Origin of the sequence: Leifsonia sp. NPDC058248 (assembly GCF_042881905.1) — a bacterium.
Taxonomy (GTDB): Bacteria; Actinomycetota; Actinomycetes; order Actinomycetales; family Microbacteriaceae; genus Leifsonia.
Genome location: NZ_JBHVXB010000016.1, coordinates 26,073 through 40,233 on the forward strand (window position 1 = coordinate 26,073; position 14,161 = coordinate 40,233).

The 14,161-nt window shown below is 70.7% G+C and carries 14 protein-coding genes; 8 read left to right on the forward strand and 6 right to left on the reverse strand.

All coding sequences use genetic code 11. From position 1 onward, the window contains the following. The first annotated feature begins 44 nt into the window (after positions 1–44). The gene (locus ACFVV5_RS18945; RefSeq protein ID WP_387247223.1) at positions 45–746 is read left to right on the forward strand and encodes an SDR family oxidoreductase; all 702 of its coding nucleotides are present in this window, start codon (positions 45–47) and stop codon (positions 744–746) included. 87 nt (positions 747–833) lie between these two features. Here ACFVV5_RS18945 and ACFVV5_RS18950 read toward each other — a convergent pair whose 3' ends face one another. Further along, positions 834–1,754 (reverse strand): aldose 1-epimerase family protein, encoded by a 921-nt coding sequence (locus ACFVV5_RS18950; protein WP_387247225.1) that lies wholly within the window; start codon positions 1,752–1,754, stop codon positions 834–836. Between the two features lie 32 nt (positions 1,755–1,786). Continuing rightward, positions 1,787–2,575 (reverse strand): DeoR/GlpR family DNA-binding transcription regulator, encoded by a 789-nt coding sequence (locus tag ACFVV5_RS18955; protein WP_387247227.1) that lies wholly within the window; start codon positions 2,573–2,575, stop codon positions 1,787–1,789. Between the two features lie 82 nt (positions 2,576–2,657). Between ACFVV5_RS18955 and galT the strand changes: the two genes are divergently transcribed. From galT to ACFVV5_RS18975, 4 genes are read left to right on the forward strand one after another with little or no spacing between them, the layout of a single operon-like run. Then, positions 2,658–3,935, forward strand: coding sequence for a galactose-1-phosphate uridylyltransferase (gene galT / locus ACFVV5_RS18960; protein ID WP_387247229.1), 1,278 nt, complete (start codon positions 2,658–2,660; stop codon positions 3,933–3,935). Next, entirely contained in the window at positions 3,932–5,092 is a 1,161-nt protein-coding gene (gene galK, locus ACFVV5_RS18965) for a galactokinase (RefSeq protein WP_387247231.1), read from the forward strand. The genes galT and galK overlap by 4 nt, the downstream gene beginning before the upstream one ends. A 4-nt stretch (positions 5,093–5,096) precedes the next feature. Further along, entirely contained in the window at positions 5,097–5,876 is a 780-nt protein-coding gene (locus ACFVV5_RS18970; protein WP_387247233.1) for an MBL fold metallo-hydrolase, read from the forward strand. A gap of 32 nt (positions 5,877–5,908) precedes the next feature. Continuing rightward, positions 5,909–6,433, forward strand: coding sequence for a gamma carbonic anhydrase family protein (locus tag ACFVV5_RS18975; RefSeq protein ID WP_387247235.1), 525 nt, complete (start codon positions 5,909–5,911; stop codon positions 6,431–6,433). A 60-nt stretch (positions 6,434–6,493) separates the two neighbouring features. Here the strand turns inward: ACFVV5_RS18975 and ACFVV5_RS18980 are convergent, their stop codons facing one another. From ACFVV5_RS18980 to glyA, 3 genes are all read right to left on the reverse strand, one after another. Then, positions 6,494–7,000: a YbaK/EbsC family protein gene (locus ACFVV5_RS18980; RefSeq protein WP_387247237.1), complete on the reverse strand. Its 507-nt coding sequence runs from the start codon at positions 6,998–7,000 to the stop codon at positions 6,494–6,496. Continuing rightward, positions 6,997–7,887, reverse strand: a complete 891-nt coding sequence (locus ACFVV5_RS18985) for a bifunctional methylenetetrahydrofolate dehydrogenase/methenyltetrahydrofolate cyclohydrolase (protein WP_387247239.1) — start codon at positions 7,885–7,887, stop codon at positions 6,997–6,999. The genes ACFVV5_RS18980 and ACFVV5_RS18985 overlap by 4 nt, the downstream gene beginning before the upstream one ends. A 99-nt stretch (positions 7,888–7,986) precedes the next feature. Beyond that, on the reverse strand, positions 7,987–9,312 hold the full coding sequence (gene glyA / locus ACFVV5_RS18990; RefSeq protein WP_387247241.1) for a serine hydroxymethyltransferase: 1,326 nt from the start codon (positions 9,310–9,312) through the stop codon (positions 7,987–7,989). Between the two features lie 286 nt (positions 9,313–9,598). Between glyA and ACFVV5_RS18995 the strand changes: the two genes are divergently transcribed. From ACFVV5_RS18995 to ACFVV5_RS19005, 3 genes are all read left to right on the forward strand, one after another. Continuing rightward, positions 9,599–11,131 (forward strand): beta-N-acetylhexosaminidase, encoded by a 1,533-nt coding sequence (locus ACFVV5_RS18995; RefSeq protein ID WP_387247243.1) that lies wholly within the window; start codon positions 9,599–9,601, stop codon positions 11,129–11,131. Between the two features lie 82 nt (positions 11,132–11,213). Continuing rightward, positions 11,214–11,864, forward strand: a complete 651-nt coding sequence (locus ACFVV5_RS19000; protein WP_387247245.1) for a MerR family transcriptional regulator — start codon at positions 11,214–11,216, stop codon at positions 11,862–11,864. Continuing rightward, positions 11,861–12,889: a hypothetical protein gene (locus ACFVV5_RS19005; RefSeq protein ID WP_387247247.1), complete on the forward strand. Its 1,029-nt coding sequence runs from the start codon at positions 11,861–11,863 to the stop codon at positions 12,887–12,889. Before ACFVV5_RS19000 ends, ACFVV5_RS19005 begins: the two co-directional genes overlap by 4 nt. Here the strand turns inward: ACFVV5_RS19005 and ACFVV5_RS19010 are convergent. Continuing rightward, the gene (locus ACFVV5_RS19010; RefSeq protein WP_387247249.1) at positions 12,792–14,024 is read right to left on the reverse strand and encodes a hypothetical protein; all 1,233 of its coding nucleotides are present in this window, start codon (positions 14,022–14,024) and stop codon (positions 12,792–12,794) included. The genes ACFVV5_RS19005 and ACFVV5_RS19010 overlap by 98 nt on opposite strands. Positions 14,025–14,161: the final 137 nt, after the last annotated feature.

A 14,161-nucleotide genomic window follows, 5' to 3' on the forward strand; every position in this document is an offset into this window, starting at 1 on the left:
AACAGATCGGTTTCCAATCGGCACAATCGGAAGGACCACCATCCATGACTGACATCAGCGGGCAGATCGCCCTCGTCACCGGCGCCAACCGCGGGCTCGGCGCAGAATTCGTCTCCGCACTCCTCGAACGGGGCGCTGCCAAGGTCTACGCCGCCGTGCGCACACCCGAGACGCTGGAGGCCGACGACCCGCGCGTGGTGCCGATCCGCCTCGACGTGACCGATGCTGCGAGCATCCGGGCCGCCGCCGAACAGGCGAGCGACGTCACCCTCCTCGTCAACAACGCCGGCATCGCCGTGAACCAGTCGCTGGTCTCGGGCGACCTCGACGAGATCCACCGTGAGTTCGACACCAACTTCTGGGGCCCGGTGCTGATGACCCGCGCCTTCGCCCCGGTCATCGTGGCGAACGGCGGCGGCGGCATCGTCAACATGCACTCGGCGCTCAGCTGGCTGGCGGTCGGCTCGTACAGCGCCACCAAGGCGGCGCTCTGGTCGGCGAGCAACTCGGCACGCGTCGAACTGCACCCGCAGGGCGTGCAGGTCGTCGGAGTGCACGTCGGCTGGGTCGACACCGAGATGGCGGCGCACACCGACGACGCGAAGGTCCCGACGGCCCAGGTCGTCGCCGAGGCGTTCGACACCCTCGAGGCCGGCGGCGCGGAAGCGATCGTCGGGGACACCGCCCGGCACGTCAAATCGAAGCTCGACCAGGACGTGCGCGTCCTCTACCCGCAGCTCGGCTAGCCCCGCGCCCCGCGCCCGCGTCGCAATCGAGTCCGGGAAGTATCCGTATTCCCCGAGCGGAAGCGGGATTCTTCCCGGACTCGATCGTTAGGCGACGAAGCCTTCGTGCCGGATCCCCCAGACCGCGGTCCAGCTCTCGCCGGGCGCCAGCCAGTGCAGCCCGCGACCGGTGTTGAGTGCGTTGGCGGGGGCGGTCATGGGCTCGACGGCGAGCGCGACGTCGGAGGCCGCCTTGGTGGCGAAGGCGCGCGAGGTGTAGACCTGCACGAACCGGAACGACTCGTCGCCCCAGAGGATCACCCGGCGGCCGTCCGGTGCGGAGAGCACGTGCTCGGCACGACCCGAGACGAGCGGCACATCGGCGAATCCGTCGTCGAGCTCCAGCTCCCCGACCCGCCGACCCGACCGGAGGTCGAACGGCGTCCCCGCGACCGGTGACTCGCCGATCACGTTGAGGCGCGGGTCCACGTCGAGGTGGGTCTCGGCCGGCACGGTGACGGTGAGGTCCCCGGTGGGCAGATCGCCGATGGCGAGGTACGGATGCGCGCCGATCGCGACCGGTGCGGGCGCGTCTCCGGCATTCGCGATGGTGTGGGTCACCGTGAGCCCCTCGGCGTCGAGTTCGTGGCGCACGGTCGTGTCGAGCTCGAACGGATAGCCGAGCTCCGGGAAGATCGCGGCCGACTGGGTGACCGACGACGCCGTGTGCTCGACCAGGTCGTACGGCCGGTAACGCAGCAGTCCGTGGATGGCATTGCCACGGGCCGGCTCGGTGAGTGCGAGCTGTCGCACCGTGCCGTCGTGCTCCCATGCGCCGTCCTTGACCCGGTTCGGCCAGGGGACCAGCACGATCCCGCACCCGGATGGCGGGGTCGAGTCTTCGGGGAACGGCTCGGTCAGGTCGATACCGCCGAGCCGCAAGGATCGCAGGCCCGCCGCCACCTGGGTCACCGTTGCGGTGAGGGAGCCGAACGCGAGGTCGTACTGGGAGCCGGTCGGTGCGCGCATGGCTCCAGCGTAGGGCGCGTCGGGCGCCGGCGTCAGGCTGCGAGCGTGACGGTCAGGCCCGCCGCGCGCAGGCCGGCGATCGCTGCGGTGTCCGCGGACGCGCCGGTGATCAGCTCGTCCACCTCGTCGATGGCGGCGATGCGGCCGAGGTGCGTGCGTCCCAGCTTGGACCCGTCCGCCACGACGATCGCCCGCGAGGCCGCTCCGACCATCACGCGCTTGAGGTCGGCTTCTGGCAGGTTCACGTTGGTGACGCCGCCTGCGGGATGAACGCCCGTGCAGCCGATGAAGGCGAGGTCGGCGTGCATCCGGTCGAGGAGGACGGAGGCGAGCGGCTCCACCAGCGAGTGCTGCAGCGGCCGGAGGCTGCCGCCGGTGACGATCACCTGGAACCGCGGGATCGCCTTCTCCAGTTCGAGCGCGATGGTCAGGCCGTTGGTGATCACCGTGACGTCTTCGAGCTCGGTGCGGTCGACCAGGGCACGTGCGATCGCCGTCGTGGTGGTGCCGACGTCGAGGATGAGGCTGGCGCCCGACTCGACCGTCGCCGCGGCCACCTGCGCGATGTGCCGCTTCTCCTCGGCCGACGACTCGAGGGCCTCCTCGAAGCTCGGCTCCCGCATCCCGCCGCCGCCCAGTACGGCTCCCCCGTGCACGCGCCGGATGCTCTGCTGCCGATCGAGGACGTCGAGATCGGTGCGCACCGTGACGTCGGACACGTGGAACGCCTCGCTCAGGTCGCCGACGCGCATGAACCCGTGCTGCCCGATCAGCTCGAGCATCCGCTCACGGCGGAGCGCGGCGGGCAGCGGTTCGGTCATGCAGCAATGGTGCGGCGCTTGCGTTTACTTGTCAATACGAAACTCCACGACTAGATTTGCTTTCGAAACCGAAAGGGCCCAGATGCCTCCGATCACCAAGCGCGAGCACCGGCTCGCCGACGGCCGCGACCTCGTCTACTACGACGACGCCGACACGATGCTCTCCCCCGAGCGCGCGCCCGATCTGCGCGAGCCGGCTGCCCGGCCCGCGACGGCGACGATGCGTCAGGACCCCTTGACCGGCGAATGGGTGTCGATCGCCGCGGCACGGCAGAACCGCGTCTTCCTGCCGCCGGCGGAGCTCGACCCGCTCGCACCGGCGACCCCCGGGAACCCGTCGGAGGTGCCGAGTCTCTACGACGTGGCCGTGTTCGAGAACAAGTCGCCGTCGTTCGGCCCGCTGCTGGAGGACGACGACGCCCCCGCCGGGCTCGACGACCTCGCGACCGTCGGGCTCGGCCGCACCCGCACCTCCGTCGGGCGCTGCGAAGTCGTGTGCTTCAGCCCCGAGACCACCGGGTCGTTCGGCAGCCTCACCCCCTCCCGGGCGCGGACCGTGATCGAGGCGTGGGCGGATCGCACTGCGGTGCTCTCGGCCCTGCCCGGCGTCCGCCAGGTGTTCCCCTTCGAGAATCGCGGGGAGGCGATCGGCGTCACGCTGCACCACCCGCACGGACAGATCTACGCGTACCCGTACGTGACGCCGCGCACGTCGGCGCTCATCCGGTCGCTCGACGCCTACGGCCCGACCCTCTTCGCCGACATCCTCGAACGCGAGCGCGCCTCCGAGCGTGTGATCCTCGCCGGCGAACACTGGACGGCTTTCGTTCCGTTCGCCGCACGCTGGCCGATCGAAGTCCACCTGCTCCCGCACCGCCACGTCGCCGACTTCACCGAGACCTCGGCGGCCGAGCGCGACGAGCTCGCGACGCTCTATCTGCGGGTGCTGCGGGGGGTCGACGCGCTCTACGACTCCCCCACGCCGTACATCGCGGCCTGGCACCAGGCGCCGGTCGGGGTCCGACGGGACGAGATCCGGCTGATGCTGCAGATCACGTCGCCCCGCCGGGCGGCGGATAAACTGAAATACCTCGCGGGGTCCGAGTCCGCGATGGGCGCGTGGATCGGAGACATCCCACCCGAGCAGGTCGCGGACCGGCTGCGGGAGGCGATCGCCCGCGCGGATCGTGAGAATCCGGTCGGGGAGCTCCCCGCCGGAATCTCCGGGCTGGTCTCCGACGTTGACACCGACGGCGACTCTCGCAGCGACACCGCCTCCGACGTCGACTCCGCCTCCGCCTCCGCCTCCGCCTCCGCCTCCGCCTCCGCCTCGACAGCATCCCGAAAGGCCCACCGATGACCGACCTGCGCCAGGAGACCCGCTCCACCTTCGCCGAGGTCTTCGGCCGCGAAGCGGACGGCGTCTGGTCGGCCCCCGGCCGCGTCAACCTGATCGGCGAGCACACCGACTACAACGAGGGCTTCGTCTTCCCGTTCGCCATCAACCGGCGCACGGTGGCCGCCCTCGGCCTGCGCGACGACCGGATCGCCCGCGTCGGCAGCTCCTTCGCCGACGAGCTCGTGGAGATCGACCTCGCCGACCTCAGCCCGGATGCGCTCAGCGGCTGGGCGGCCTACCCGCTCGGCGTCGCGTGGGCGCTCGGCGAGTTCGGCGCCGACCTGAGCGCCGTGCCCGGCTTCGACATCCTGATCGACTCGAACGTGCCGGTGGGCGCAGGCCTCTCCTCGTCGGCGGCCATCGAGAGCGCGGTCGCCCTCGCCCTCAACGAGGTGTGGCAGCTCGGCCTCGACCGCCGCACGCTCGCCGCGGTCGGGCAGCGCGCGGAGAACGTCGCCGTCGGCGCGCCCACCGGCATCATGGACCAGTCGGCCTCCCTGCTCGGCGAGCACGACGCCGCCGTCTTCCTCGACTGCCGCTCGCTCGAGGCCGAGATCATCCCGCTCGGGCTCGAGGCCGCCGGCCTGGAGATCGTCATCGTCGACACCGGCGTCGAGCACGCGCACGCCACCGGAGGCTACGCCGAACGCCGCGCCTCCTGCGAAGCGGGCGCCCTGGCGCTCGGCGTCGAGTCGCTGCGCGACGTGAGCGTCGACGACCTCGACCGGGCGCGTGCCCTCCTCGACGACGTCACCTTCCGCCGGGTGCGTCACGTCGTGACCGAGAACCAGCGCGTCCTCGACACCGTCCGCACCCTGCGCGAACAGGGCCCGACCGCGATCGGCGACCTGCTCGACGCCTCGCACCGCTCGATGCGCGACGACTTCGAGATCTCCGTGCCCGAGCTCGATCTGGCCGTCGAGACCGCACAGGCCAACGGGGCGATCGGCGCCCGGATGACCGGAGGAGGGTTCGGCGGCTCCGCGATCGCGCTCGTGCCGTCCGACGCGGTGTCGCGGGTGTTCGTCGCCCTCGACGGCGCGTTCGCCGAGCACGGCTTCGGTCAGCCGGAATTGTTCACGGTCACCGCGTCGGAAGGCGCCAAGCGGGAGAATTGACGGTATGACCGACGCCGACATCGCCTGGCTCGACCCCGACACCGTACAGATCCGTCAACCGAAGACCTCCCACTGGGAGGCGCCGTTCCTCTTCCTGCTCTTCGGCCGCGAGCAGGCTCTGCTGCTCGACACCGGCGCCACCGGCGACGAGGCGGTGTTCCCGTTGCGCGGAACCGTCGACGCCCTCGTCGAGGACTGGCTGCGCCGGCATCCGGCCCGCTTCGCCCGCCCGTACCGGCTGGTGGTCGCACACACGCACGCGCACCGCGACCACATCGCCGGCGACGAGCTGCTCGCCGCGCGGCCGGCGACGGTCGTCGTCGGGACGACGGCGGCCGAGGTGATCGCCTTCTTCGGCTTCCGCACCTGGCCGGACGAGGTCACCGGCTACGATCTCGGCGACCGGATGCTCGACCTGATCGGCGCGCCAGGCCACGAGCCGTCCGCGGTGGCCTTCTTCGACCGGCAGACCGGCATCCTGTTCACCGGGGACACGGTGTGTCCCGGCAACCTCTACGTCCGCGACCGCGGAGAGTTCGTGCGCAGCATCGACAGGCTCATCCGCTTCCGCGACACGTCGCCGACGCCGGTGCGAACGCTGCTCGGCGCCCACATCGAGATGTCGACGAAGCCCGGGGTCGACTACCCGTCCGGCACGATCGACCAGCCGGACGAGGCACCCCTCGCCCTGCCGCCCGGCATCCTCGACGAGGTGCGGGCCGCGCTCGACGAACCGGGCGAGCGTGTCGTGCGCGATCGGTTCATCGTGGCGAACGAGGCCTGAGCAGACCGCCGAACGCTGGCTAGGCTGGCGGGATGAGCATCCACACCCTCGCCGACGGCTCGAAGCCGACCGTCTCCGCCACCGCCTTCGTCGCCGCAGGCGCGGTCCTCGCCGGCCGGGTCCACCTGCGCGACCGGGCGAGCGTCTGGTACAACGCCGTGCTGCGCGCCGAGACGGAGGACATCGTCATCGGCGAGCGCAGCAACATCCAGGACAACGTCTCGTGCCACGTCGACGCCGGGTTCCCGCTGACGGTGGGGGCGGACGTGTCGGTCGGCCACAACGCGGTGCTGCACGGCTGCACGATCGAAGACGGAGTGCTGGTCGGGATGCACGCGACCGTCATGAACGGTGCGGTCGTCGGCGCCGGCTCGCTGCTGGCCGCTGGAACCCTCGTGCTCGAAGGCGCCGTGATCCCGCCGGGATCGCTCGTCGCCGGCGTGCCGGGAAAGGTGCGCCGCGAGCTCACCGACGAGGAGCGCGCCGGTGTGCTTCGCAACGCGGCAGGCTACCTGGAGATCGCCGAGGCGCACCGCGGGGCGCGAAGCGCCGAGTAGACCGCGGAGCGGCTAGGCCGGCGAGCGGCTAGGCCGGCGAGCGGCTAGGCCGGCGAGCGGCTAGACCTCCGACGGCTCGACCGGTCCCGCCTCGCCGCCGGTGAGCCGCACCAGCTCGTCGAACGTGGTCGGGAACACCGTGTGCGCGTGCCCGGCGGCCGCCCAGACCTCCGGATACCCGGCGAGCGCCACATCCACCACGGTGCGGATCGGCGCAGGATGCCCCACCGGGGCGACCCCGCCGATCGTCTGACCGGTCGCGGCCTTCACCGTCTCCGCGTCCGCGCGCCGGATGCGCCCACCCAGCCGCTCGCCGAGGAAGGCCGTGTCGACCCGGTGCGCGCCGGAGGTCATCACCAGCAACGGCTCTCCGTCGATGGTGAAGACCAGTGAATTCGCGATCGCGCCCACCTCGATGCCGAGCTCGGCTGCAGCGGCGACCGCGGTCGGCGTCGCCGTCTCGAACCACCGGATGCGCGGCTCGACGCCACCGTCGCGAAGGGCCAGCTCCACGCGCTGCACGGCGGGATGCGTCCGCTCCGCCTTCTCCGCCGACTCGCCGCTCACGGCCACTCGGACAGCGCGCGCTCGGCGGACTCCACCACGTTCTGCAGCAGCAGCGCCCGCGTCATCGGACCGACGCCTCCGGGGTTCGGGGAGACCCAGGCCGCGACCTCGGCCACGTCGGCCGCGACATCGCCGGCGACCCGGCTTTTGCCGGTCACCGGGTCTTCGACGCGGCTCACACCGACGTCGAGCACGACCGCACCCGGTTTGACGTTCTCGGCGGTGACCAGGTCGGCGACACCGGCCGCGGCGACGATCACGTCCGCACGCCTCAGGTGGGCATCCAGATCGACCGTGCCCGTGTGGGTGAGGGTGACGGTGGCGTTGATCTCGCGGCGGGTGAGGAGCGAGCCGATCGCCCGGCCGACGGTGACCCCGCGCCCGACGACGACGACGTCTTTTCCGCTCAGGTCGATGCCGTGACGCAGCATCAGGTCGATCACACCGCGCGGCGTGCAGGGCAGCGGTGTGGTGATCGGCCGGTTGACGTTGAGCACGAGCCGACCGAGGTTGGTCGGGTGCAGGCCGTCCGCGTCTTTCGCCGGGTCGACGAGCTCCAGGATGGCGTCGGTGTCGATGTGCGACGGCAGCGGGAGCTGCACGATAAAGCCGGTGCAGTCGGGGTCGGCGTTGAGGTCTTCGACCACGGCCTCCAGCTCGGCCTGCGAGATGTCGGCCGGAAGGTCGCGGCGGATCGACGAGATGCCGACCTCGGCGCAGTCGCGGTGCTTGCCGGCGACGTACCACTGCGAGCCGGGGTCGTCTCCGACCAGGATCGTGCCCAGGCCGGGAACGACGCCGCGCTCGCGCAGCGCATCCACCCGCACCTTCAGCTCGGCCTTGATCTCCCCGGCCGTCTTCTTGCCGTCCAGGATCTGTGCGGTCATCTTCTCTCCTTCACGAGAGGTCGAGTGATCGAGTCCGGGAAGAATCCCGCACTCCGCGTGCGGAACGGGGATTCTTCCCGGACTCGACGACGGAGCGGATCAGATCGAGGAGGGCAGCTCGACCTGGAAGGCGTCCTGACCGGACGGGGTGAGCCCCGGGTAGAGCGGGAACGCGGCCGTGAGCGTCGCGACGCGCGCACGCAGCGACGTCGTGTCGGCGCCCGGCTTCAACGCGGCGGCGATGATCTCTGCTACCTCGGTGAACTCGACGTCGCCGAAGCCGCGGGTCGCGAGCGCGGGAGTGCCGATGCGCAGCCCTGAGGTGACCATCGGCGGGCGCGGGTCGAACGGGACCGCGTTGCGGTTGACCGTGATGCCGACCTCGTGCAGCACGTCCTCGGCCTGCTGGCCGTCGAGCTGCGAGTTGCGCAGGTCGGCGAGCACCAGGTGCACGTCGGTGCCGCCGGTCAGCACGTCCACGCCGCCGGCCTTGGAGTCCTCGGCCGTGAGCCGGTCGGCCAGGATCTGCGCGCCGCGGATGGTGCGCTCCTGACGGTCGCGGAACTCCGGTGTCGCCGCCAGCTTGAAGGCGGTGGCCTTGGCGGCGATCACGTGCATGAGCGGCCCGCCCTGCTGGCCGGGGAACACGTTGGAGTTGAGCTTCTTGGCGAGCTCCATGTCGCGCGCGACGATGAAGCCGGAGCGCGGTCCGCCGATCGTCTTGTGCACGGTGGAGCTGACGACGTCGGCGAACGGCACGGGCGACGGATGCAGTCCCGCGGCCACGAGCCCGGCGAAGTGCGCCATGTCCACCCAGAGCTTGGCGCCCACCTCGTCGGCGATCGCGCGGAACGCGGCGAAGTCGAGGTGACGGGAGTACGCGGACCAGCCGGCGATGATGACCTGCGGCTTGTGCTCGAGGGCCTTGTCGCGCACCACGTTCATGTCGACGAGGAACGACTCCGGGTCGACCCCGTACGAGACGGCGTTGTAGAGCTTGCCCGAGAAGTTGAGCTTCATGCCGTGGGTCAGGTGACCGCCGTGCGCGAGCTCCAGGCCCAGGATGGTGTCGCCGGGGGTGGCGATCGCCGAGAGCACGGCCGCGTTCGCGCTCGCACCCGAGTGGGGCTGCACGTTGGCGTACTCGGCCTTGAACAGGCTCTTCGCCCGGTCGATGGCGAGTTGCTCGGCGATGTCGACGTACTCGCAGCCGCCGTAGTAGCGGCGACCGGGGTAGCCCTCGGCGTACTTGTTGGTGAGGACGCTGCCGACCGACTCGAGGATGGCGCGCGGAACGAAGTTCTCCGACGCGATCATCTCGAGGTAGTCGCGCTGACGGCCGAGCTCGAGCTGCAGCACCTCGGCGATCTCAGGATCGACCTCGGAGAGCGGGGCGGTGAACGTCGAAGGAAGAGTGTCAGTCAAAACTGGCTCCTTAATGACAGGGATGGACAGAGAACCGCATCGACCCAGGCGCGCGGCCGAATCCGCCCATTACGTATCAAGGCATGTCGCTTCCCAATGGTGACCATTTGAGCGCCAGTCGCGACGCAGGCAAGCATACCAAAGCCGGATGCCCGCGACAGGCCCTGCTCTTTCGCGCTGGGTCTTGCTCTTTTGTAAAGGCCCCTGCAATACTCGCTGGTGGTCGTCCCGCGGGCGGGCAGTGTCGGCCTCTCACCCACGCTCTTACCCAGCAGAAGGAGAACGCGTGCCCGCAGGCGAGCAGCTCCCGGTCATCCCCCGCCCCGTCACGGCCGAACGGCTGGGGGGCTCCGCGTTCACACTGGCACCGGATGCACGCGTCAGCGTCGCCGGTCCCGGCGCGGGAGAGGTGGCCGCGCTCCTCGTGGCCGAACTCGCCTCCGACTGCCGGCGCGACCTCGCGATCGTGCACGAGCCGCCGGCCTACGGCGACATCGCCATCGTGATCGCACCGGACGAGACGCCCGACGACGAGCGCGCCGAAGGCTACAGCCTGTCGATCACGGCCGAAGGCGTCCGCATCGGTGCGGCGACGGCGGCCGGAGCGTTCTGGGGCGTGCAGACGCTCCGCCAGCTCGTTCCCGTGGAGTGCGCGTCCGACCCGCTGACGATCGAGCCGCTGAGCATCCGGGACCACCCCCGCTATGCGTACCGGGGCGCGATGCTCGACGTCGCCCGTCACTTCTTCGCACCGGATGACGTCAAGCGCTTCATCGACGCGATCGTGCTGCTCAAGGTCAACCACCTGCATCTGCACCTGACCGACGACCAGGGCTGGCGCATCCACATCGAGAGCTGGCCGAACCTGACGGCGCACGGCGCCTCGACCGGCAGCGACGGCAGCGACGGAGGCTTCTACACGCAGGACGAGTTCCGCGACCTCGTCGCCTACGCGGCCGAGCGGCACGTGACGATCGTCCCCGAGCTGGACATGCCGGGGCACACCAACGCCGCACTCGCCTCCTACCCCGAGCTCAATGCGTCCGGCGTCGCACCGGAGCTGTACACGGGAGCGAAGGTCGGCTTCAGCACGCTGCTGGTCGACGACGACACGACCGACCGTTTCATCGACGACGTCGTGCGCGAGGTCGCCGCCCTCACGCCCGGCCCGTACCTCCACATCGGCGGCGACGAGTGCCTCAGCACGTCCGCCGACGACTTCCTGCGCTTCATCGCCCGGGCCTCGGCCATCGTCGCCGCCCACGGCAAGACGCCGGCCGGCTGGCACGAGATGGGCAAGAGCGCAGAGCTCCCCGACGGCACGGTCGGGCAGTACTGGGACTTCGTGACCCCGCGCGGCTCGGCCGCCGACGAGACGCTCTCGTTCGTCCGGCAGGGCGGATCGATCATCATGTCCCCGGCCGACGTCGCCTACCTCGACATCGTGTACGAAGAGGGCGACCGGCTGGGCCAGGACTGGGCGGACGGCCCCACGGGCATCCGGGAGTCGTTCGTGTGGGATCCGGCGCGAATCGTTCCAGGGCTCGGCGACGCGCACATCCTCGGCGTCGAGGCGCCGGTGTGGACCGAGACGCTCGCGACGATCGAGGACGTGGAGGAGATGGTGTTCCCGCGCCTCGCGGCCGTCGCCGAGGTGGCGTGGTCGCCCGCGCCCGCCGACACCGAGCCGGTCGAGTCGGAGCGCGATTTCGACGACTTCGCGCCGCGGCTGGCCGCGCTCGGCGCGCATTGGGCGGCCGGCGGCACGAACTTCCGGCGCGTGCCGGAGATCTCGTGGCGGGAGAGCGTGCGGGTCTAGCGCCCGGGCGAGCCCTGTCTGCCGCCTGATGTTTGTGCGGCACCACTGGTAGTGACGCTACCGGTAGTGCTACTATCAGTCCATGGTCATCTCCGAGCTCGCCGAACGGTCCGGCACTCCCGCCGCCACCATCAAGTACTACGTGCGCGAGGGGCTCCTCCCCGCCGGCGAGCGCGTCGGAGGCAACCGCACGGAATACGGCGAGGCGCACGAGCACCGGCTGCGGCTCATCCGGGCCATGCTCGAGGTGGGCAAGTTGTCGACCGCCGCGGTCGGCGACGTGCTCGAAGCCCTCGACCGTCCGGATGCTCCGATCGCCGAGACGTTCGAGGTCGCCCAGCGGGCCCTGTCGCGGGATGCCGTCCCTGGCGTCTCGGAGCCGTCACCGCACGCCCTCGCGCGGGTCGACGCGCTGATCGACCGCGCGGGGTGGGGGGACTGCCACGACAACGTCGGGCGCGGAATCGCCGCCCGCGCGATCGACGCCTTCGCCAACGCCGGCTACGAACTCCCCGACGACTACCTCGACGGCTACGCCGGTGCCGCCGAGCGCGTGGCCGGAGCGGACCTCAGCGCGGTCGGAAACCTCGCCGACCCGACCGACATGGCCGAGCTCATGGTGATCGGCACCGTGCTCGGCGACACCCTCTCCCTCGGCCTCCGGCGCATCGCCCAGGCCCACGTCACGTCCCAACGCCGGCTCCCGTCGACGACTCAGGAGGTCAGCTCATGAAAACAGTATTCGCCTGGCACCGTCCGCTCATGACGGTGGCGGCACTCATGGTGGTGTTCACCGTCGTCTGCCTGATCGGCCTCGCCGTCGACCACCGCGAGGTCACCGGACTCGACACCTGGACCAAACCCCTCAAGTTCTCCCTCTCGATCCTCCTCTACAGCGTCACGTGGGCTTGGCTCATCGCACACCTCCCGCGCTGGCGCCGGACGGCCCACGTCACCGGAACCGTGATCGCCGTCGCGTTGATCGTCGAGCAGGTGCTGATCGTCGGCGCCGCCGCCGCGGGAACGACCAGCCACTTCAACGTCTCCTCCGGCTTCGCGACGACCGTCTGGGCGATCATGGCGGTGTCGATCACCGTCCTCTACGTGTGCACCTTCCTGACGACCGTGCTGGTCTTCTTCCTGCGGCTGGGGACGCCGTCGATCACCTTCGCGCTCCGCGCCGGCGCGGTCATCGCCCTCGTCGGCATGGGGCTCGCGTACCTGATGACGAGTCCGACCAGAGCCCAGCTGGCCGACTTCCAGGGGATCGCGGGCGCCCACACCGTCGGGCTGGCGGACGGCGGACCGGGTCTCCCCCTGCTCGGCTGGAGCACGGTCGGAGGCGATCTGCGCATCCCCCACTTCATCGGGATGCACGCGCTGCAGCTGCTTCCCCTGTTCGCGATCCTGCTCGGCCGCCTGGGCCGCCGATGGTCAGTGCTCGCGGACGACCGCACGCGGTTCGGCCTGGTCGCGGTCGCGACGGCGACCTACGCCGCGGTCGTCGCGCTGGTCACGTTCCAGGCGCTCGCCGGACAGTCGATCGTGCATCCGGACGGGGTGTTCCTGGTCGCCGGGTGGGCGATCGCGGCGGCCGCGGTCGCCGCAGCGATCCTCGTCGTGGTCACGACGACCCGCGGGAACGCCGCCGCGGCTCCGCTCAGGGGTAGCCGAGGTACCAGAGCAGGAAGAGCGCGACCGGCTGCAGCGCGATCCCCGAGAACAGCACGATCAGCCGCGCTCGGCGATCGAGGGTGAGCGCGGGCGCCCCGGCGAGCGGGTACAGCGGCATCAGCAGCCGGAACAGACTCTCCTGCGGCAGAAAGACCGCGAGCAGATACAGCCCGTAACTGGCCGAGTATGCGACCACCTCGGTGCCGAGGGCCCGGATGCTCGGCCGGCTGAGCAACCAGGCGAAAGCCGCGATCGCGCAGACCACGAGCACGGCCCCGACCACGCTCGCGAACTTCCAGGCGAAGAGGAACCACGGCGTCAACGGGACGAACGACACCTGGCCGACGAATCCCGTCCACCACGAGAGCTCGGTCTGCAGGTACGCGTCGGCGACCCCGGTGACGGCGGATGCGATGAGCGGCCAGGCGAACCCGGCGAGCGCCGTCACGGCGCCGGCCACGATCATCGCGACCCGCTCCCGCCACGGGAACGGCTCGACGGACCGTCGCTGCCGCACGACGCGCACCACGAAGACGATCCCCAGCGCCAGCGGCAGGGCGAGCTCCCCCGGTCTGGTGAGCGCGGCCGCCACTCCGAGCGGGATCACCCACCAGTAGTGCCGCGACATCATCGCCCACAGCGCCGCGAACATCAGGAAGAAGAAGAGGCTCTCCGCGTACGCGATCTGCAGCACGAAGGAGAGCGGACCGAAGCTGAAGAAGATCGCGGCCCACAACCCGCTCGTCTGTCCCACCCGCGAGGCGACGAGCCGATACAGCACGAGCGTCGCGGCCGCCCCGAACACGACGGCGACGATCACGCCGGCGGGGTAGAAGCCGAGCCCGGTGACGAACATGAGCCCGCGCGCGATCAGCGGGAACAGCGGGAGGAACGCCCACGGGTTCTGCACGACGTTGCCGGTGTTGTCGGTCGGGAGGTGCGGATAGCCGTGCTCCGCGATCTGCCGGTAGTAGGACGAGTCCCACGACCCGGAGAACGTGAAGAAGGTGGGGTCGACGCGCGAGCTGGCGAAGTGCCAGTCGCCGGCGGTCGCGGCGATGTACAGGGTCAGCATGACCGTCGTGGTGAACACCCGCGACGCCGCGTAGACGCCGAGTACGACGATCCACCAGCGGTGCTCGCGCCCCGCCAGGCGGATCCGCGCCGCCGGGAGCGCGACCCTGTCGATGAGCATGGCGCCCCGCTCTCTCACACCCATGGATCCCAGTCTGCCGACTCCGGCCCCTCACTGCGACCCGCTCGTGATCGTACGCCGGATCGGCCCCCGCGATCGAGTCCTGAGTTGCGGGGGGGGAAGACCGGCGTTAGGACCACCAACACAGGACGCGACAGCGG